This is a genomic window from Rhodococcus sp. NPDC079359, from assembly GCF_040702585.1.
Taxonomy (GTDB): domain Bacteria; phylum Actinomycetota; class Actinomycetes; order Mycobacteriales; family Mycobacteriaceae; genus Rhodococcoides.
In genome coordinates this window covers 167,327-187,246 of record NZ_JBFBLH010000001.1, presented here as the reverse complement: position 1 = coordinate 187,246, position 19,920 = coordinate 167,327, and the positions used below count along the sequence as shown (strand labels likewise).

The window sequence follows — 19,920 nt, the reverse complement described above, 5'->3', positions numbered from 1 at the left end:
CCCGCCGACGCGCGCGTCTGCGCTATACCGGCCCGGTGTGTCGCTCTTGGAACTAGTCTGCCGCCCGCTCGGCGATACGGGCCAGCAGTCGGTCCTGAACGAACGGCGGCAGCATGCCGGTGACGTCTCCCCCGAAGGTCGCGACCTCCTTGATCAACGAACTCGACAGGAAGCTGTGCGCAGGATTCGCCGGAAGAAACAGCGTGTCCACACCGGTCAACGTTCTGTTCATCTGCGCCATCTGCAATTCGTAATCGAAGTCGTTGGCACTGCGCAGACCTTTGACGATCGCCGAAAAGCCTTCTTGCCGAGCATAATCGACCAACAAGCCGTACCACGAACCGATTCTGACGTTGGGCAGATGCTCCGTGGCGACCTCGAGCATCTCGATCCGCTCGTCGATGCTGAACATGCCCTTCTTGCTCTTGTTCACCATCACCGTGACCACCACCTCGTCGAAGGCGGCCGCTGCGCGCTCGAAGATGTCGAGGTGACCGTTGGTCACCGGGTCGAAGGATCCAGGGCAGAGTGCGCCAGTCATGCCCGCGAACCTATCAGCCGATCCCGGGCTCACCCGTCACGCGCGTGCCGCGATCTCGATTCGACTCTCGCCGTACTTCTTCGACTTCTCCGGAACGAGTCCGGTCGGCCATCGGGTCTCCGGCGACCGCGACGAGCGCTCGAGGACGACGACCGCGTCGGGGGTGAGCCATCCCCCGGTGACGAGCCTGTCCAACAGACCGGCGACGGCAGTGTCGGTGACCGCATACGGCGGGTCGGCCAACACCAGGTCGTACGCCGCGTCCGCTGTCCCGGCCAGTACCGAGGCCACCGGGGCACACCGGACCGACGCACCGGGCAGACCCACGGATTCGATGTTCTTTCGCACCACCGCTGCCGCTCGGGCGTCCGACTCGACCAACACCGCCGACGACGCGCCGCGCGAGAGTGCCTCGAGCCCCAGTGCCCCCGATCCCGCGAACAGATCCAGCACCGCGGCACCACCCAGTTCCATCCGACTCTCCAGGGAGCTGAACAGCGCCTCGCGCACTCGCTCGGAGGTGGGACGGGTGCCCTGGCCGGGTACCGACAGACGTCGACCGCCCGCGACACCCGCCACGATCCGCGTCATTCGCTGCCGGCCTCTTCGCCCGTCGACCCCCCACCGATGACGACGAGCAGATCGCCGCCCTCCACCTGCTGCACGCCCGAGATCGCCAGACGGGTCACGGTGCCGCCGCGAGGTGCGGTGATCGCGGCCTCCATCTTCATGGCCTCGATCGTGGCGACGGTGTCACCGGCCGAGATCTTCTGTCCCTCTTCGACGGAGAGCGTCACGACACCGGCGAACGGTGCCGGGATATGACCGGAATTCGACCGGTCCGCCTTCTCGACAGTGGGTGCCTCACTCGAAATGGACCGGTCACGCACCGAGACAGGACGCAACTGTCCGTTGAGAATGCACATCACGGTACGCATCCCGCGCTCGTCGGGGTCGGAGATCGCCTCGAGCCCGATGAGCAGTTCGACGCCCTTCTCCAGTGCCACCCGATGCTCCTCGCCCTGCCGCAGGCCGTAGAAGAACTGATTGGCCGACAGCCGCGTCGTATCGCCGTACTTCTCGCGATGAGCAGCGAGTTCGGCTGTGGGACCGGGGAACAGCAGACGGTTGAGAGTCTCGCGGCGCTGAGCCGACGTTCCGTCGAGGCTCTTCTCGTCCTCCTCGGTGAGTGGTGTCACCGGCTTGCCCTCACCGCGCCCCTCCAGCGCCTTCGTCCGCAACGGTTCCGGCCATCCGCCCGCGGGCGTACCCAGATCACCGCGCAGGAAGCCGATCACCGAATCGGGGATGTCGTAACGACCGGGGTTCTCGGCGAACTCCTCGGCGGACGCGCCTGCACCGACCAGAGCCAGAGCCAGGTCGCCGACGACCTTCGAGCTCGGGGTCACCTTGGTCAGGCGGCCCAACATACGGTCGGCTGCAGCGTAATTGGCCTCGACGGTCTCGAACCGATCACCGAGCCCGAGCGAAATCGCCTGCTGCCGTAGATTCGAGAGCTGTCCACCGGGAATCTCGTGGGTGTAGACGCGACCCGTCGGTGCAGGCAGCCCGGACTCGAACGGCGCGTACACCTTTCGCACGGCTTCCCAGTACGGCTCCAGGTCGCAGACGGCCTGCAGATTCAGACCGGTGTCGCGCTCGGTGTGTGCCGCCGCCGCAACGATCGCGGACAACGCGGGCTGACTGGTGGTGCCTGCCATCGCCGCACTGGCACCGTCGACGGCGTCCGCCCCGGCCTCCCAGGCCGCCAGGTATGTCGCGAGCTGCCCACCGGGGGTGTCGTGCGTGTGGACGTGCACGGGTAGATCGAAATTCGAGCGCAGCGCCGTCACCAGGGTCTTGGCTGCAGGTGCGCGAAGCAGTCCTGCCATGTCCTTGATCGCGAGCACGTGCGCGCCCGCGTCGACGATCTGCTCGGCCAACTTCAGGTAGTAGTCGAGGGTGTAGAGGTTCTCGTTCGGGTTCGACAGATCACCGGTGTAGCTCAGTGCCACCTCGGCGAGCGCCGTGCCGGTCTCGCGCACGGCATCGATGGCCGGACGCATCTGATCGACATTGTTGAGCGCGTCGAAGATTCGGAAGATGTCGATGCCGGTGTCGGTGGCCTCGGCAACGAAGCTGCGGGTCACCTTCTCCGGATACGGGGTGTAGCCGACGGTGTTCCTGCCGCGCAGCAACATCTGAATTGCGATGTTGGGCACGGCCTCTCGCAGGCTCGCCAGTCGCTCCCACGGATCCTCGTGCAGGAATCGCAGTGCCACGTCGTAGGTGGCACCGCCCCACGCCTCGATCGAGAGCAACTGCGGCGTCGTGCGCGCCACGTACGGGGCGACGCCGAGCAGTCCGCTCGTCCGCACTCGCGTCGCCAGCAACGACTGATGTGCGTCACGGAACGTGGTGTCGGTGACGCCGAGAGCCTTCTGGTTCCGCAGATCGCGAGCGAAGCCCTCGGGTCCGAGCGCCAGCAGACGCTGCCTCGAACCATCGGGAATCGGAGCCTCGAAATCGACCGCGGGGAGCTTGTCGTGCGGGTACACCGGAGACGGACGCTCACCGTGCGGCTTGTTGACCGTCACATCGGCGAGGTAGGCGAGGATCTTCGTGCCGCGGTCGCCCGAGGATCGCGAGGTGAGCAGTTCGGGGCGCTCCTCGATGAACGAGGTGGTGACGCGACCGGCCGTGAAGTCGGGATCGACCAGAACCGCTTGCAGGAACGGAATGTTCGTGGCCACACCGCGAATCCTGAACTCCGCCAACGCTCGTCGAGCACGGGCCACAGCGGTGTCGAAATCACGGCCACGGCAGGTGAGCTTGACGAGCATGGAGTCGAAATAGGCCCCGACCTCGGCACCCAACGTGGTTCCGCCGTCGAGACGTACTCCGGCACCGCCGGGCGTGCGGTATGCCGTGATGCGTCCGACGTCCGGGCGGAATCCGTTCGCCGGATCCTCGGTGGTGATGCGGCACTGCAGCGCCGCACCGCGCAACACGATGTTCTCCTGCTGCAGACCCAGATCCGCGAGCGTCTCTCCCGAGGCGATCCGCAGCTGGGACTGCACCAGATCCACATCGGTCACCTCTTCGGTGACGGTGTGCTCCACCTGGATTCGAGGGTTCATCTCGATGAAGACGTGATTGCCGCGGGTGTCGAGCAGGAACTCGACGGTACCGGCACACGAGTACTCGATCTGCTTCGCGAACGCCACGGCATCGGCGCAGATCTTCTCTCGCAATCCTTCGGGCAGATTGGGAGCCGGAGCGAGCTCGATGACCTTCTGATGCCGACGCTGCACACTGCAGTCGCGCTCGAACAGGTGCACCACGTTGCCCTGGCCGTCGGCGAGGATCTGAACCTCGATGTGCCGAGGATCGATCACGGCCTGCTCGAGGAACACCGTCGCATCACCGAAGGCCGATTCCGCCTCGCGCGCAGCAGCTTCGATGGATTCGCGTAGCTGCTCGGGCTCGGCCACCCGGCGCATCCCGCGACCACCGCCACCGGCGACCGCCTTGACGAACAACGGGAACGTCATGGTCTCGGACGCCGCGACCAGCTCGTCCACGTCGGACGACGGTTCCGACGACGCCAGCACCGGCAGTCCTGCGGCCTTGGCTGCCGCGATGGCCCGCGCCTTGTTGCCGGTCAGTTCGAGCACGTCGGCGGACGGGCCGACGAAGGTGATGCCGGCCTCGGCGCACGCTGCGGCCAGATCCGGGTTCTCGGAAAGGAATCCGTACCCGGGGTAGACCGCGTCCGCACCGCTGCGCTTGGCAGCGGCGACGATCTCGTCGACCGAGAGATACGCGCGAACGGGATGACCCTTCTCCCCGATCTGATACGCCTCGTCGGCCTTCGTCCGGTGCACCGAGTTCCGGTCCTCGAACGGGAACACCGCAACGGTCGAGGCCCCGAGTTCGTAGGAGGCGCGGAAGGCGCGGATGGCGATTTCGCCGCGGTTGGCAACCAAAACTTTGGAGAACATTGGCTCAACTTACCCGGCAGAGTGAGCCACCGAGGTGTACTGATCTCACCATTCGAGACGAATTGCTCGAATCGGCCGACTGAAACGGTGCAGTGCATCCCGACGGCCGTTCCTGATCGTTCCCGGTCGTTCCTGCAGGCTCCACTCCTGACTTCCCCTGTCGTTCCTGCAGGCTCCACTCCCGCCTTCCCCTGTCGTTCCTGCAGGCTCCACTCCTGCCTTCCCTGGTCGTTGCTGCGGGCTCCACTCCTGCCCCGTCAGGACTTCTGCAGGTAGTCGACTCGATCCGATCTCCAGGCCGACCGCATCATCGACGCGATGCCGGGATCGTTCGCCAGCGACGGGTCCCGCGCGAACAGCGATCGTGCGCAGTCCTGCGCGTCGGCGATGATGTCCTCGTCGTCGATGAACGAGAGCAGTCGCAACCCGCTGACCGTGCCCGACTGTGCGGCACCGAGAACGTCGCCCTCGCGACGAGTGGCCAGATCCAGCTTGGCCAACTCGAAGCCGTCGTTGGTCGCTGCCACCGCCTCGAGCCGGGCGAAGGAGCCGCCCGCGGGGCTGAGATAGCTGATCATGATGCACAGGCCCTGGTGCCCGCCTCGGCCGATTCGGCCTCGCAACTGATGCAGTTGGCTCACGCCGAATCGGTCCGCGTCCATGATGACCATGACCGTGGCATTGGGAACGTCCACTCCCACTTCGACCACCGTGGTGCAGACCAGGACGTCGATCTCGCCGGAGTTGAACTCGGACATGGTGATGTCCTTGTCGTCCCCCGACAATCGTCCGTGCAGCAGCCCCACGCGCAGATCGTGCATCGGTCCGGTGGAGAGGGTCTCGTACAGGTCCACCGCTGCAGTCGTCTCGGGGCCGTCATCCGCGCTCGCGCTCTTCTTCTTCGCAGCGCTCTTCTTCCCGGTCTCGGTGTCCTCGTCGTCGCCGATGCGGGAGCACACCACGTACGCCTGCCGACCTGCTGCCACTTCCTCGCGAATACGCTGCCACGCTCGATCGACCCAGCCCGGTTTGCTCCTGGCGGGCACCACGTTGCTGACGATGGGCGATCTGCCGCGGGGCAGTTCGGTGAGCACCGACGTCTCGAGGTCGCCGAGGGTCGACATCGCGATGGTGCGCGGGATGGGGGTGGCGGTCATCACCAGCAAGTGCGGACTGGTGTTGTCGCGAGCCTTCGCGCGCAACGCATCTCGTTGCTCGACGCCGAACCTGTGCTGCTCGTCGACGACGACCATCGCGAGATCGAGGAACTCCACTCGGTCCTCGATCAGGGCGTGGGTACCGATCACGATGCCTGCATCACCGGTGACCGCATCGAGCAACGCGGACCGCTTGGCCGCAGTGGACATCGAGCCGGTCAACAAGGCGACCTTGGTCGCCAGCTCGTGCGATCCGAGTTCCCCACCGGCTGCGAGGCTTCCGAGCATCGAGCGAATCGAGCGCGCATGTTGGGAGGCGAGAACCTCCGTCGGTGCCAGCAACGCGCACTGGTGTCCGGCGTCGATGACCTGCAGCATCGCCCGCAACGCGACGATCGTCTTACCCGAGCCGACCTCACCCTGCAGCAGCCGCGACATCGGGTGCGGTGCCGACAGATCGTGGGCGATCTCGGCCGCGACCTGGTGCTGACCGGCCGTCAACTCGAACGGCAGACGCCGATCGAACTCCGCCGCGATACCGTCGGTGATCGGTGGGCATCGCGCTGCCACCCGGGTGGATGCGTCGCGTCGGCGGTCGGCGAGAACGAGTTGAACGGCGAGCGCCTCGTCGAACTTGAGCCGCTCGCGCGCGGAGTCCTTGTCCTGTGCGGTGTCCGGGAAATGGATCGACCGCAGTGCGGTGTCGATGTCGACGAGACCGCGCTGCGCACGTACCGACTCGGGCAGCGGATCGACCACTGCGTCGAGTTGGTCGAGTACCTGCCGCACGCAGCGCATGAACGTCCAGCTCTCGACGTCCTTCGCGGCCGGGTAGATGGGCACGAATGCTCGATCGAACACCGACATGTCGACCGCTCCGGAGGAATCGACCGAGCCACGAGCGAGTCCGGCCAGGGTGCCGCCGCCGACGATTCGACCTGCGGGCACGACGGCACCGTCGTTGTCGTCGCCACCGAGAATCACGTAGCTGGGGTGCGTGAGATTCCACCGCTTGCCGAAGTACTTGACCTTGCCGGAGAACATCCCGCGTCGACCCGGCACCACCACATGCTTGAGCTTGTGCGGACTGAAGAAGGTGGCTTCGATGCGCTGTCCGTCGGCGGCGAGTGTCACCGCGAGGAACTGGCCGTTGCGGTTCTTCATCGACCGCAGAGTCGCGGACTCGACCGTCGCGACGATGGTGATGTGCTCGCCCTCGGGCGGCTCCTTCTCCCCCAGCTCCGAACCGTGCGTCATGTAGCGGTGCGGATAGTGCCGAAGCAGATCCTCGACAGTGTGAATACCGAAGACGTCGGCCAGCGGCGTCGCCGCCGCGGCTCCGAGAACGTGATTGAGCCGGTCCACCAACGTTGCCATTGTCCGAGATTCCCTATTCCACTCCGAATTGCACGAGATCCCCCGGCTGCCCACCTGTATAGACCACCACGTCGACTCCGGGGTGTGCGCCCGCCACATACTCGGCCAACTGATCGCCGAAATCCTCCGACGCCTCGGCACCGACGAGCACTGTCACCATCTCCCCGCCCGTCGCCAGGAGCTGATCGATCAACCGACACCCCGCATCGAGCGGACGGGCGGCGACGATCACCACTTCCTGCCCCGCGAGCCCGATGCAGTCGCCCGGCTCACACGTGCCGACCCACGTCAGCGATCGCTCCCGCGCGATACGCAGAGATCCCCATCTCGTGCCCGCCGCCGCCTCGGACATCGTGAATGCATCGTCGACCGCAGCCCTGGCTGCATCGTGCACCGCGAGCGCGGCCAAACCCTGCACCATGGCCGAGCACGGCAACATCACCACGTCTTTGCCGTCCGCTCGGGCAGCTGCGCCGACGGCAACCAGTTCCTGCGCGGACAACGCGCCGTTCGGCAACACCAACACCTCGCGGTGCTTCATCCCGACGATCGCACGATGCAGCACCGAGGAGTCGATCGCCTCGTCGCACCGCACCACCGTCGCGCCTTCCTGAACGTAGAGATCCGCGGCACCCTCACCGGCCACCAGCGCCAAAATATCGCGACCCACCGACAACGCTGCTCCGTCGTGCGCTCGGGGGCTCACCGCCCCGTCGAACTCGGCGAATCCGAAACACGAGATGCGCACTCCGCGAACGTCTCCGGCTGCAATACCGAGATCGACGGCACTGCCGGGGTCGGTGGTGTGCACATGCGCGGACCATGCCCCGGAACCGTCACCGGCGACCACGACGGAATCTCCGATGTCGGCCAGATCCCGTCGAAGTTCCGCCGCCCTCGCGTCGTTCGGGCCGTGCACGACGTAGACCACCTCGTACCCGAGAGGGCGACTCGACCCGTGCCCCGACACACTCTCGGGTGCACCGCCGCACTCCGACGAAACGTTCGACGCACCGCTCACCGCCCGGCGTTCGTGCTCGTGTGGGCGACGGTAACGCCGGCGCGGCGGGGTGCGGCCGATCACCACCTCCACGAGGGCATCCATGATCACCGAGAGACCGAGAGCGCCTGCGTCCACCACTCCCGCCTCGCGGAGTTCGGCGAGTTGATCGGTCGTGCTGTCGACAGCCCGAGCGGTGGCCTCGGCGATGTCGACCACCAGCGTCGAGAGGCCGACGTTGGCTTCGTGGGCGGAGGCCTCCCGATCGGCGGCGTCCAGAACGGTGAGCATCGTGCCCTCGACGGGAACGCTCACTGCCGCTGCGACCAGGACTTTCGCGCGTCGCAACATCGCCTGGATCGACACCGTGTCGAGCGGGCCGTCCGCTGAGGCCTCGGCAACAGCGCGCAACAACTGCGACACGATCACTCCCGAGTTGCCCCGCGCGCCCGCGACCGCCCCCACGGCCAGTGCCCGCCCGATGGCGCGGGCGTCCGCAGTGGGCCCGGCTGCGCGCATCGACTCCACCGCGGCACGGAAGGTGAACATGAGATTGGTGCCGGTGTCCGAGTCTGGAATGGGGAAGACGTTGAGTGCATCGATCTCGTCGCACCGCGCGGTCAGAGAATCGACACAGCGGTAGGCCCACCGTCGGAGGGCCGCCGCATCGATCGATTCGAGAACGTCGACCACGTCGAGCAGCCTCCCCCCGCGTCACATCCGCTACCTGGTCCGAACTCCCTCGCGGACAGTGCCCGAAGCTTAGTCGGGCATGATCGGTGGCGCGCCGTCCGTGAGCCCTCACGCAGCGTCTGCCGTGGCGGTTTGGTGATTGCGGGCCGCGCCGCTATTCTTGCAGGGTTGCCTCGAGGCGATCTTCACGCATTGCAATCCTTGCATCTGCTCGTAGTTCGTTTCGATGTCTTCGACCACATGTATCGATCAACATCTATCAAGGAGTTCGCGACTATGGCTGCCGTCTGCGACGTATGCGCCAAGGGGCCCGGCTTCGGTAAGTCGGTCTCGCACTCGCACCGACGGACCAACCGTCGTTGGAACCCGAATATCCAGACCGTTCACGCTCAGGTTGCGCCTGGTAACTCCAAGCGCATGAACGTGTGCACCTCCTGCTTGAAGGCAGGCAAGGTGGTCCGGGGCTGATTTCGGCCTCGCTCTTCGATTTCCTCCACGGCCTCGACTGCGTGCGAGCACTGTGCCCCGCCCCCGATTTTCGGAGGCGGGGCACAGTCGTTCGTGCATCCGTTCCGTTCCGTTCTGTTACACAGCCGATGAGGACCGTGCCGACCGAGTTCAGCGTCCGGCTACCCCGCCTTCGACCCGGGTAGCGGTCCCGGAAGCGGGATCGTGCATCCGTACCGAGGCACCGCGGCCCCACGACGGAATCACGACGTCGGTTAGAGTCCGGAACGTGACTTATTCGGACGCCGACATTTCCAGCAAGGTCCGCATCGAGGACGGTGTACTTCGCATCGTCGTCGCCACCGACGCCGGCGGTGCGTCGCTCGATCTGGAGGGTATCGCCGACGGCACCGCGGCTCTGCGCTCCGCCAACGACGGCAGCACCGCGATCGGAAGCGTCCTGCTCATCGGTCGAGGGCCGAATTTCTGCGCAGGTGGCAATGTTCGCGACTTCGCCGGTGCGGCCGATCGCGGTGCCTTCGTGGGTTCTGTCGCCGACACGTTCCACGCCTTCGTTCGTGAATTGGCCGCCGTCACCGTCCCGGTCGTGGCCGGTGTGCACGGTTGGGCTGCCGGTGCAGGAATGAGCCTGGTCTGCCTCACCGACATCGCCATCGGCGGGCCGTCGACCAAGCTTCGCCCCGCGTATCCCTCGATCGGTTTCACTCCGGACGGTGGCATGTCGTGGACACTCCCCCGAATAGTCGGTTCGGGCCGCGCGATGGACATTCTCCTGAACGACTCGATCATCAATGGAGAGGAGGCCGTTCGTCTCGGGATTCTCAGCCGACTGGTGGGCGACGACATCGTCGACAGCGAGGCCGAGCGCCTGGCGCGAACCCTTGCCGTCGGGCCGACATCGGCGTACCAGGGAATCAAGACTCTGCTGCGGGCCGCCGAATCGGTCACGCTGACACAGCAGTTGGACGCCGAAGCCTCCTCGATCTCCGCAGCCGCGTCGTCACCTGCCGGACGTGAAGGCGTCGACGCGTTCGTCGAGAAGCGTCGGCCCGACTTCTCCTGATTCGATCACGGCAGCGTCCAGTCGATCGGTTCGTCTCCCCCCTCGACCAACAATTCGTTGACACGGCTGAAAGGCTTGGATCCGAAGAATCCGCGTGACGCGGACAACGGAGACGGGTGCGCGGATTCGATGTAGGGCACCGATCCGAGCATCGGCTTCAGGCCAGCCGCGTCGCGTCCCCACAGAACGGCGACCAGTCCGGGCGCGTCGGGATTCTCGGCCCGGGCGACGAGTGCACGAATTGCTTGCTCGGTCACCGCTTCCCACCCCTTCTTCCGGTGCGACGCAGCCTGACCCGGCTCTACGGTGAGCACCCTGTTGAGCAACATCACCCCGCGGTCCGCCCAGGGTGTCAGATCACCGTTGCTGGGCGTGGGCAACCCCAGATCGTCCGAGTACTCCTTGAAGATGTTGCTCAGACTGCGCGGCACGGGTCGCACATCCGGGGCAACGGAAAAGCTCAGCCCCACTGCGTGTCCCGGCGTCGGATACGGATCCTGACCGACGATGAGAACGCGAACTCCATCGAAGGGGTGGCGAAAAGCGCGCAGTACGTTCTCGCCGGCGGGGAGGTAATGACGTCCTGCGGCGAGTTCTGCCCGTAGGAAGTCGCCCATGGCAGCAACATTCGACTCGACCGGCGCGAGGGCTGCCGCCCACCCCGATTCGACGCTCTCGGCGAGCGGACGCGGCGTCACCGATCGATCCGGCGCAGCGCGTCGCGGTAGTACGCGGCGTTGGCCGAGTACATCTGCACGTTGATGTCGACATGCCCTTCGGGAACCTGGTACCCCTCGCGAATTTTCGCCGGAACCCCCAGTGCCATGGAGCGTTCGGGAACGACGAACTTGAACGGCACCACTGCGCCTGCTCCCACGATCGAGCCGGCACCGATCTTCGAACCGTTCAGTACCACCGAGCCCGAGGCGATGAGACAGTTGTTCCCGATGGTCGCACCCTCGACGTGCGCGTTGTGGCCCAGTACGCACCCGGAACCGATGACCGTTGCGTCGATCGGGGTGCAGTGCACCACGGTCCCGTCCTGCACGTTGGTGCCCTCGCCGATCGAAATGGTGCCGTAATCGGCCCGCAGAACGGCAGTGGGCCACACCGACGATCCGGCCGCCAGAGTCACCGCTCCGATGACGACGGCGTCGGGATGGACGTAGGCGTCTGGGTGGATGTCGGGTTCGCGATCACCGAGTGCGTAGATAGCCATCTCTGCAACTTAGCCGACCCGATGGACCCGACCGCGTTCACTCGCCCTCGAAACTCGACCATCCCGATCTACCCGAATGGGGGCGTCCGCCGACCGTCACTCGCGGGCCCTGTTCGTCACCGCCGTGCTGGACACGTCCGATCACCGTCCATCCCCGGGGAACGCCTGCGGTATCGGGGAAGGTGCCGACGAGAGCGTGATCCTCGCCTCCGGTGAGCACCCAGTCCAGCGGATCGTGACCCATCAGAGTTGCGGCCGAACGCACTTCGACCGGGATGTCCAGCAGGTCGGGATCGACGTCCAGCCGAACGCCCGATGCGTCGGCGATGTGGCCGAGATCGGCCAACAAGCCGTCGGAAACGTCGGTGAGAGAGGTCGCTCCCGCCTCTGCCGCGTCGATCCCGGCGCGATACGGAGGGACGGGCACTCGGTGCGCGTCCACCACGGCGTCGTGGCCGGTTCTGTCCCTGTTGCCGAGCAGGAGGGCGAGTCCAGCCGCCGACCAGCCGAGCCGTCCCGCGTACGCGATCACGTCACCGGCACGCGCCCCCGATCGAAGAACCGGGGCCCGGCCCTGAAGGTCGCCGAGCGCGGTGATCGAGATCACCAGCTCCGGCGACTGCACCACATCGCCGCCGACGATGGCCGATCCAGCCGCGACCGCCTCGAGCCACATGCCCTCGTTGAGGCCGTCGGTCACGCTCACCGGCGTGTCGGCCGGGCACCCGAGCGAGACGAGAAAACCCGAGCACTGCGCGCCCATTGCGGCAATGTCCGCGCCGTTCTGCGCGATCGACTTGCGGCCGATCTGTATCGGACTCGACCAGTCGAGCCGAAAGTGCCTGCCGTGCACCAACATATCGGTGGACGCAGCGATCCGCCCGTCGGAGGCGGCGACGACGGCTGCGTCGTCACCCGGCCCGACGATGGTCGACGGTGGCTGCACACGGTCTGCCACGGCGCGGGCGATCACGTCGAATTCACCGACCTGCGCGACGGTGCGCTCGCTGCCGGTGGACGAGTCGGTGACGGTGTCGTCGATGATGTTCCTCCCTGAGAACGCGGTGCGTGCGCGACGGTCTCACGCGGAGCGCGCGCCGAGCCTGCGGTACCTTTTAGCGGCGGTCGGGACAGTACCGATGCAGCAGGTTACGTGCGAAGAGAACGTAGTCGAACCAACCTACAGTCGAGAAGTCCGGCAGGGGAAAGGGACCACCGATGGTGCAAGCATTCGTTCTCGTTCAGACCGAGGTGGGCCGTGCGACGGCCGTCGCACAGCAGATCGAGGCCGTCGACGGTGTCGTGTCGGCGGAGGCCGTCGTCGGGCCCTACGACGTGATCGCGCGCGCCGACGGTGCCTCCGACGCCGAGATCGCCGAGATCGTCTCCCGCATCCAGAAGGTCGATGCCATCACTCGCACCCTCACCTGCCCCGTGGCCCCGCAGTCGACGACGTCCGTCGGATAGCTCGTGAATTCACCCGACACCGGCAACGACGCCGGCACCGAAGACAGCCCGGCCGAGACCGAGAGCACTCGCGAGCAGCGCCATCCCGCAGTCATCGCCACCGCGATCGCGTTGCCGGTCGCGCTGGTCGTCGGGGTTTTGGTTGCCGCCATCGCGGTCAACCGCTCACCCGTCCGCGATCCGGTCGCACTGGGCCCGGTCGACTCCCCCGATGCCGCGAGCGCGCAGTGCACGTCCCTGCTCGACGCCTTGCCCGAGAACCTCGGCGACTACACCGGAGCCGAGTTGGCCGACCCGGCCCCGGTCGGAGTCCGTGCGTGGGCCTCGGACCAGGAGAACGCCGAGCCGGTCGTGTTGCGGTGCGGCCTGCCCCGGCCCATCGGGTTCGATGTGGCCGCACCGCTGCAGGTGATCAACGGCGTTCAGTGGTTCGAGGTGTCCGGGGAAGACGACGGGATCGATGCCAGCACATGGTTCGTCGTCGATCGCGGCGTCTATGTTGCCCTGACGATTCCAGGAGACTCGGGCCCCACCCCGTTGCAGGACGCGTCCTCGGCCGTGTCGGACGCGCTGCCCCAGCAACCTCTCGACCCGGCTCCGTTGCAGTAGCGCTGGGCCGCAACGGCTCTAGCGCAAACCGGTGCCGCGGGCGAGGGCGGTGTCGATCAGAGTCGCGATGAGCGTCGGGTAGTCGACGCCCGATTCCGCCCACATCTTGGGGTACATCGAGATCGACGTGAACCCGGGCATCGTGTTGATCTCGTTGATGACCGGACCGTTCTCGGTGACGAAGAAATCCACCCGCGCCAGGCCCTGGCAGTCCAACGCTCGGAAGGCCGCGACGGCGAGTTCACGTATGCGGTCGCTCGTGGCGTCGTCGAGTGCCGCCGGGATGTCGAACTCACTGACATCGTCGAGGTACTTGGTGTCGAAGTCGTAGAAAGCATGATCGTCGATGTCCGCGTCGGGAATTCGGATCTCGGCGACGGCGCTCGCGCGCACGGTGCCGTCGGGAAATTCCAGCACCCCGCACTCGACCTCGCGGCCGTGGATCATGCCCTCGACGATCACCTTGGGGTCGTGTTCGCGTGCGATGGCGATCGCGGTGGGTAGTTGGTCCCACGCGGTGATGCGCGAGATTCCGATGGACGATCCACCTCGGGCCGGTTTGACGAATGCGGGCAGGCCGATTCGGTCACGCTCGGCAGCCGTCAGGTCGTCGACCGCGCGTCGGAGTACGACCTGGCGACCGATCGGCAGTCCTTCGGCACCGAGCAGCTTCTTGGTGAATTCCTTGTCCATGCCCGCAGCGCTGGCCAGCACGCCCGGCCCGACGTACGGAACGCCTGCCAGTTCGAGCAGACCCTGCAGCGTGCCGTCCTCGCCGTACGGTCCGTGCAGAACGGGGAACACGACGTCGACGGATGCAAGCACCGTCCCGCCTTCCCCCTCGCCGAGCGCGAGCAGAGCACCGGCGTGGCCGGGGTCGGTACTGAGAGCAAGCGCGGCTCCCGTCTTGTCGACGGTCGGCAGCACCCTGTCGTGAATCGCCAGCGCATCGATGTCGGAGGAGCCGAGTACCCAGGCACCGTCCGCGGTGATCCCCACCGGGACAACCTCGTACTTGGCCGGATCGAGGTTCTGCAGCACGCTACCTGCCGATACACAGGACACGGCATGCTCGCTGCTGCGGCCACCGAAGACGACGGCAACTTTGATGCGGGGAGTACTCACGATGAGAAACCGTACCGTCGCGGCTCATCGAACGCGGATTCGCCCTGTTCGTCGCGAGACCGCGATCACTGCCTCACTCGGGCTTGATACGACGTCCCAGCAGGTGCCCGACCGCATCCGGAACGGACATGCCGCCGTGACACACCCGATGCACCGCGTCGGTCAGTGGCATCTCGACGTCGTAACTCTCGGCGAGCGCTCGCACCGAGGTGCAGGATTTGACGCCCTCGGCCACCTGCCCGTGCGCTGCCTCCTGCGCACTCTCGAGGGAGCCACCCGAACCCAGTCGCTCTCCGAACGTGCGATTGCGCGAGAGAGGCGACGAGCAGGTGGCGACCAGGTCGCCCACGCCGGCCAGGCCCGACAGCGTCGACGGCTTGGCACCGAGCGCCACTCCGAGTCGGATGATCTCGGCCAGACCCCTGGTCATGATCGACGCGAGGGTGTTCTCGCCGTATCCGACGCCTGCGGCCATCCCGCAGGCGAGGGCGATGACGTTCTTGCAGGCACCACCGATCTCGGCACCGATTACGTCACTGTTGGTGTAAGGCCTGAAATATCCGGTCGCGCAGGACTTCTGAATCTCGAGGGCTCGCTGGGAGTCGGAGCAGGCGATGACGGTGGCTGCGGGCTGCCCCTCGGCGATCGGGCGCGCAAGATTCGGCCCGGACAGGCACGCCACCCGGCTGGGATCGGCACCGGTGACCTGAGAGATCACCTGACTCATCCGCATGAGCGTTCCGGTCTCGATTCCCTTCGCCAGGGAGAGCAGCGTTGCCTGCGGCGGGATCGAGTCGGTCCACGCCCCCAGATTGGCCCGCAGACTCTGCGATGGCACGGCGAGAACCACGATGTCGGCTCCGTCGAGGGCACGCACCGGATCACTCGTCGCGCGGATGGACGACGGTAGCTCGATTCCCGGAAGGTAGTCCTTGTTCTCGTGGTCGTCGGTGATGGATGCAGCGAGTTCCTCGCGGCGGGCCCACATGGTGACGTCCGTTCCGGCATCGGCCAACACCTTGGCGAATGCGGTCCCCCACGAACCTGACCCCAATACCGCTGCTCTGCTCATTCCGCCAACCCCTCGCCTACTTCGCCGATGCCCTGTCCACGCGCGCATCACCCTAACTCGCAGACCTGCTCGGGCGGTCGGAGTCGGCACAGATCGGTGACGCTGGCAGGATCGAGCACCATGGGTGCATCACGAGACGACGACGGCGACCGTGTCGTCAGGGTTCTCATCGCGGTGAAAGATCTCACCGCAGCGAAGTCGCGCTTGGCGGCGGAGTTCTCGGCACCCGATCGGACTCGATTGGTGCTCGCGATGCTCAGCGACACCGTTGCGGCCGCCGACGCCGTCTCGGTGGTCGATTCGGTCACGGTGGTCACCCCCGATCCTCTCGTCGCAGAGACGGCCCGAAGGATCGGTGCACTGGTGTTCGACGAACCGGTCCGCGATCCTGCGCTGCAACCGGACCAACGCCTGAACCACGCGTTCGCGGCCGCAGCGCACGTACTGCGTCACTGTGAAGTCGGTGTGGACGACCGTGGGGACGTCCGTGGGGGCGAGGCCGTCGCGCGCCGCGTCGACATCATCGCGTTGCAAGCAGACCTGCCTGCGATGCGTTCGGCAGAACTCGCGCAGGCCTACGCCAGTGCCCGCCGGGGAGGCAGATCGCTCGTGATCGACCATCACGGCACGGGGACCGCCGCCCTGATCCTCAAGGACTCCCCCGACGAGTTGGCACCACTGTTCGGACGGGACTCCGCGCGTCGCCACACCGTCTCGGGCGCACTGGAACTCGACGGCACCTGGCCGGGTCTTCGACTGGACGTGGACACCGCCGACGACGTCCGCGGAGCGCACCGTCTGGGAGTCGGACCGGCGACGGCGGCCGTCCTACACTCGCTCGGGTGGAGTGACGAAGCATCGGCGACGACTGCCTGACGGCGCGTACCGCCGTGGGAGTCGAGTGAACGGAGACTCGAGTTCTGCCATCGGAGTTTCACCGACGCCCGGTATGGGGGATGATCGTGCGGTGAGCAAAGACGACGCGCAGTCAGCGAACCAGGATCCTCCGATCGATACCGGAAAGGCCACCGGTTCGGACCCGGCATGGAGCGCCCCGATCGCGGCGACGATGCCGAGTATTCCCTCCGCGCTTCCGGCCGCCACACCGGAATCCGTCGACGCTGCCACCGTGCTCCCCGAAAATCGCTATCTCAACCGGGAATTGAGCTGGCTCGATTTCAACTCGCGCGTTCTCGCGCTCGCGGAGGACTCGTCGCTCCCCTTGCTCGAACGGGCGAAGTTCCTCGCGATCTACGCGTCGAATCTCGACGAGTTCTACATGGTTCGGGTTGCGGGCCTCAAGCGCCGTGACGAAACCGGACTGTCGGTCCGCTCCGCCGACGGCATGACCCCACGCGAGCAGCTCGCGGTGATCGGTCAACGCACCCAGGAGCTCGCGCTCAAACATGCGCGAGTGCTGCTGGATTCGATTCTGCCCGAGCTCACCGCCGAGGGCATCGCGATCATCCGGTGGTCCGACCTGGACAGCGACGAGCGCTCCCGGCTGTCGGAGTACTTCACCGAGCAGGTCTTCCCGGTTCTCACACCGCTGGCCGTCGACCCGGCCCACCCCTTCCCGTACATCAGCGGGCTGAGCCTGAATCTCGCTGTGACAGTGAAGGATTACTCCACCACCGGTGAGCACTTCGCCCGCGTGAAGGTGCCCGACAACGTCGATCGCTTCGTGCGGGTCAAGCGCGGCGAGGGCAACCACCGCATCGACGCCTTCCTGTCGATGGAGGAGTTGATCTCGGCTCATCTGGACGTGCTCTTCCCCGGGATGGAGGTCGTCGAGTCTCACGCGTTCCGGATCACGCGCAACGCCGATTTCGAGGTCGAGGAAGACCGCGACGAGGATCTCCTCCAGGCACTGGAGCGAGAGCTTGCCCGTAGGCGTTTCGGCTCTCCGGTCCGCCTCGAGATCGCCGACGACATGACCGAGCACATGCTCGAATTGTTGCTTCGCGAACTCGATGTCGATCCAGGCGATGTCATCCAGGTTCCCGGACTGCTCGACCTGTCGTGCCTGTGGCAGGTCTACAGCGTCGACCGCCCCAACCTCAAGGACGCACCCTTCGTTCCGGCCACCCACCCGGCGTTCGGTGAGCGCGAGACCCCCAAGAGTGTCTTCTCCACCCTGCGCGACGGCGATGTCCTGGTCCATCATCCGTACGATTCCTTCTCCACCAGCGTTCAACGCTTCATCGAGCAGGCCGCGGCCGACCCGCAGGTGCTCGCCATCAAGCAGACGCTCTATCGGACCTCCGGAGATTCCCCGATCGTCAACGCGCTCGTCGATGCCGCAGGCGCGGGCAAGCAGGTGGTTGCGCTGGTCGAGATCAAGGCGCGTTTCGACGAACAGGCGAACATCGAGTGGGCACGCAAGCTCGAAAAGGCGGGCGTACACGTGGTGTACGGCCTCGTCGGGCTCAAGACGCACTGCAAGACGTGCCTCGTGGTGCGCCGAGAGGGATCCGTCATTCGCCGGTACTGCCACATCGGTACCGGCAACTACAACCCCAAGACAGCGCGAATCTACGAGGACGTGGGCCTGCTGACGTCGTCGCCCGAAATCGGGGCCGACCTCACCGATCTGTTCAACTCGCTGACCGGATACTCGCGAAAGTCCAAGTACCGCAACCTTCTCGTCGCACCGTACGGAGTTCGGCGCGGCATCGTCGAGCGCATCGAGGCGGAGGTCGAGCACCTCAAGGAGGGCCGCAGCGCCGGAATTCGCCTCAAGGCCAACGCCTTGGTGGACGAGCAGGTCATCGACGCGCTCTACCGAGCATCGATGGCAGGAGTGCCGGTGAAGGTGGTGGTGCGCGGAATCTGTGCACTCAAGCCAGGCGTTCCCGGTCTGTCGGAGAACATCGAAGTGCGTTCCATCCTCGGCCGATTCCTCGAACACTCGCGTGTTCTGCACTTCCAGGGTGCGGACGAATTCTGGATCGGCAGCGCAGACATGATGCACCGCAACCTCGATCGCCGAGTCGAGGTGATGGCTCAGGTCAAGGATCCTCGGTTGGCGAACCAGCTCAGCGACATCTTCGATTCTGCACTCGACCCCACCACTCGATGCTGGGAGCTGGGACCTGACGGCGGCTGGGTCGCGTCACCGGCTCGGGGTGAGAAAGTTCGTGAGCATCAGGTGGACCTGATGCGCAGTCGGAGGAATCAGGGCTCCTGATGGGCACTTCCGACGGCTCCCCCCGCGCCAACATCTTCGCGGCGGGCTCGATCCTGTGGCGACGCTCACCGAGCGGCGGCTCGGGCGTCGAGGTCGCCTTGGTGCACAGGCCGAAATACGACGACTGGTCGTTCCCCAAGGGAAAGCTCGATCCCGGTGAAACAGCTGTCGACGCAGCAGTCCGAGAGGTAAAGGAGGAGACCGGATTCGACTCGAGACTCGGACGGTCTCTGTCCTACGTCACGTACCCGATTCCGGGGCACCGTCGGGTCAAGAAAGTTCTGTACTGGGCAGCGGAGGTCACCGGGGGCGAGTTCGTCCCCAACGTCGAGGTGGACGAACTGCGCTGGGTAGCGCCCGAGGACGTCGGCCGCGAACTCTCTTATCCCATGGACCACAAGATCCTTCGCCGGTTCGTGGCCAAGCCTGCCGACACCTCCACAGTGCTGTTGGTTCGGCACGGCAGTGCCGGGTCGCGCTCACGGTTCAAGGGTAACGACGTCGACCGTCCACTCGACAGGATCGGACGCCGACAGGCCGAATCCTTGGTGTCGTTGCTTCGGGCCTTCGGCGGCGATGCCGTATACGCAGCCGACCGTGCTCGATGTGTGCAGACCGTTGCTCCGTTCGCGGAATCGTTGGGGGTGGACATCACTCCCGAGCACCTCTTGTCCGAGGAAGGGTATGCCGACGACCCGCGCAAGGGCCGCCATCGCGCTCGCGACATCGCCGAACTTCCCGGCACCCCCGTTGTCTGCAGCCAGGGAAAAGTGATCCCGGACTTGATGCGTTGGTGGGCCGAGAAGGACGGAATCACGTTGCCGGCCAACAGAAATCGCAAGGGCAGCGTATGGGTGCTCTCACGCCGCGACGGCAGGCTCATCTCGGCCGATCACATCGCCAGTCCGTTGCCCACCCTCGCCGCCGACGGCTGA

The 19,920-nt window shown here is 66.0% G+C and carries 17 protein-coding genes; 7 read left to right on the top strand and 10 right to left on the bottom strand.

Translation table 11 applies throughout. The features are described from left to right. Positions 1 to 52: 52 nt before the first annotated feature. From coaD to AB0362_RS00880, 5 genes are all read right to left on the bottom strand, one after another. Positions 53 to 541, bottom strand: coding sequence for a pantetheine-phosphate adenylyltransferase (gene coaD, locus AB0362_RS00900; protein ID WP_094642224.1), 489 nt, complete (start codon positions 539 to 541; stop codon positions 53 to 55). 36 nt (positions 542 to 577) lie between these two features. Then, positions 578 to 1,132 carry a 16S rRNA (guanine(966)-N(2))-methyltransferase RsmD gene (gene rsmD, locus AB0362_RS00895; RefSeq protein WP_149405552.1) on the bottom strand — a complete coding sequence of 185 codons (555 nt, stop codon included), beginning with the start codon at positions 1,130 to 1,132 and terminating at the stop codon, positions 578 to 580. Continuing rightward, positions 1,129 to 4,545: a pyruvate carboxylase gene (locus AB0362_RS00890; RefSeq protein ID WP_317809361.1), complete on the bottom strand. Its 3,417-nt coding sequence runs from the start codon at positions 4,543 to 4,545 to the stop codon at positions 1,129 to 1,131. The genes rsmD and AB0362_RS00890 overlap by 4 nt, the downstream gene beginning before the upstream one ends. 257 nt (positions 4,546 to 4,802) lie before the next feature. Continuing rightward, a complete protein-coding gene (gene recG / locus AB0362_RS00885; protein ID WP_317809360.1) occupies positions 4,803 to 7,079 on the bottom strand; it encodes an ATP-dependent DNA helicase RecG in 2,277 nt (758 codons plus the stop codon). Between the two features lie 13 nt (positions 7,080 to 7,092). Next, positions 7,093 to 8,772 carry a DAK2 domain-containing protein gene (locus AB0362_RS00880; protein ID WP_317809359.1) on the bottom strand — a complete coding sequence of 560 codons (1,680 nt, stop codon included), beginning with the start codon at positions 8,770 to 8,772 and terminating at the stop codon, positions 7,093 to 7,095. A 276-nt stretch (positions 8,773 to 9,048) separates the two neighbouring features. On the opposite strand from AB0362_RS00880, the gene rpmB reads away from it, so the two are divergent. Together rpmB and AB0362_RS00870 are read left to right on the top strand one after the other, a co-directional pair. After that, on the top strand, positions 9,049 to 9,240 hold the full coding sequence (gene rpmB / locus AB0362_RS00875; RefSeq protein WP_008717389.1) for a 50S ribosomal protein L28: 192 nt from the start codon (positions 9,049 to 9,051) through the stop codon (positions 9,238 to 9,240). 268 nt (positions 9,241 to 9,508) lie between these two features. After that, complete coding sequence (locus AB0362_RS00870) at positions 9,509 to 10,303, top strand: enoyl-CoA hydratase-related protein (protein ID WP_300520726.1); 795 nt, start codon at positions 9,509 to 9,511, stop codon at positions 10,301 to 10,303. A 5-nt stretch (positions 10,304 to 10,308) separates the two neighbouring features. On the opposite strand, the gene AB0362_RS00865 is transcribed toward AB0362_RS00870, so the two are convergent. The 3 genes from AB0362_RS00865 to AB0362_RS00855 are packed head-to-tail and all read right to left on the bottom strand — an operon-like array spanning position 10,309 to position 12,564. Next, positions 10,309 to 11,001 (bottom strand): uracil-DNA glycosylase, encoded by a 693-nt coding sequence (locus AB0362_RS00865; RefSeq protein WP_317809357.1) that lies wholly within the window; start codon positions 10,999 to 11,001, stop codon positions 10,309 to 10,311. Further along, a complete protein-coding gene (locus tag AB0362_RS00860; RefSeq protein WP_094669801.1) occupies positions 10,998 to 11,522 on the bottom strand; it encodes a gamma carbonic anhydrase family protein in 525 nt (174 codons plus the stop codon). Before AB0362_RS00860 ends, AB0362_RS00865 begins: the two co-directional genes overlap by 4 nt. A 37-nt stretch (positions 11,523 to 11,559) precedes the next feature. After that, positions 11,560 to 12,564, bottom strand: a complete 1,005-nt coding sequence (locus AB0362_RS00855) for a thiamine-phosphate kinase (protein WP_317809466.1) — start codon at positions 12,562 to 12,564, stop codon at positions 11,560 to 11,562. A gap of 176 nt (positions 12,565 to 12,740) precedes the next feature. On the opposite strand from AB0362_RS00855, the gene AB0362_RS00850 reads away from it, so the two are divergent. Together AB0362_RS00850 and AB0362_RS00845 are read left to right on the top strand one after the other, a co-directional pair. After that, complete coding sequence (locus AB0362_RS00850; protein WP_037189711.1) at positions 12,741 to 12,989, top strand: Lrp/AsnC ligand binding domain-containing protein; 249 nt, start codon at positions 12,741 to 12,743, stop codon at positions 12,987 to 12,989. A gap of 3 nt (positions 12,990 to 12,992) precedes the next feature. Next, a complete protein-coding gene (locus AB0362_RS00845) occupies positions 12,993 to 13,598 on the top strand; it encodes a DUF3515 domain-containing protein (RefSeq protein ID WP_317809356.1) in 606 nt (201 codons plus the stop codon). A gap of 18 nt (positions 13,599 to 13,616) precedes the next feature. Here the strand turns inward: AB0362_RS00845 and AB0362_RS00840 are convergent, their stop codons facing one another. Both AB0362_RS00840 and AB0362_RS00835 read right to left on the bottom strand, forming a co-directional pair. Further along, positions 13,617 to 14,723, bottom strand: a complete 1,107-nt coding sequence (locus AB0362_RS00840) for a D-alanine--D-alanine ligase family protein (protein ID WP_269593603.1) — start codon at positions 14,721 to 14,723, stop codon at positions 13,617 to 13,619. A gap of 73 nt (positions 14,724 to 14,796) precedes the next feature. Then, positions 14,797 to 15,795, bottom strand: a complete 999-nt coding sequence (locus tag AB0362_RS00835) for an NAD(P)H-dependent glycerol-3-phosphate dehydrogenase (RefSeq protein ID WP_094642242.1) — start codon at positions 15,793 to 15,795, stop codon at positions 14,797 to 14,799. Positions 15,796 to 15,915: 120 nt separating this feature from the next. Here AB0362_RS00835 and cofC point away from each other — a divergent pair, with 120 nt between their 5' ends. From cofC to AB0362_RS00820, 3 genes are all read left to right on the top strand, one after another. Continuing rightward, complete coding sequence (gene cofC, locus AB0362_RS00830) at positions 15,916 to 16,671, top strand: 2-phospho-L-lactate guanylyltransferase (protein WP_317547168.1); 756 nt, start codon at positions 15,916 to 15,918, stop codon at positions 16,669 to 16,671. A 193-nt stretch (positions 16,672 to 16,864) separates the two neighbouring features. After that, a complete protein-coding gene (locus tag AB0362_RS00825) occupies positions 16,865 to 18,985 on the top strand; it encodes an RNA degradosome polyphosphate kinase (protein ID WP_255183299.1) in 2,121 nt (706 codons plus the stop codon). Continuing rightward, positions 18,985 to 19,920, top strand: coding sequence for an NUDIX hydrolase (locus AB0362_RS00820; RefSeq protein WP_149405544.1), 936 nt, complete (start codon positions 18,985 to 18,987; stop codon positions 19,918 to 19,920). Before AB0362_RS00825 ends, AB0362_RS00820 begins: the two co-directional genes overlap by 1 nt.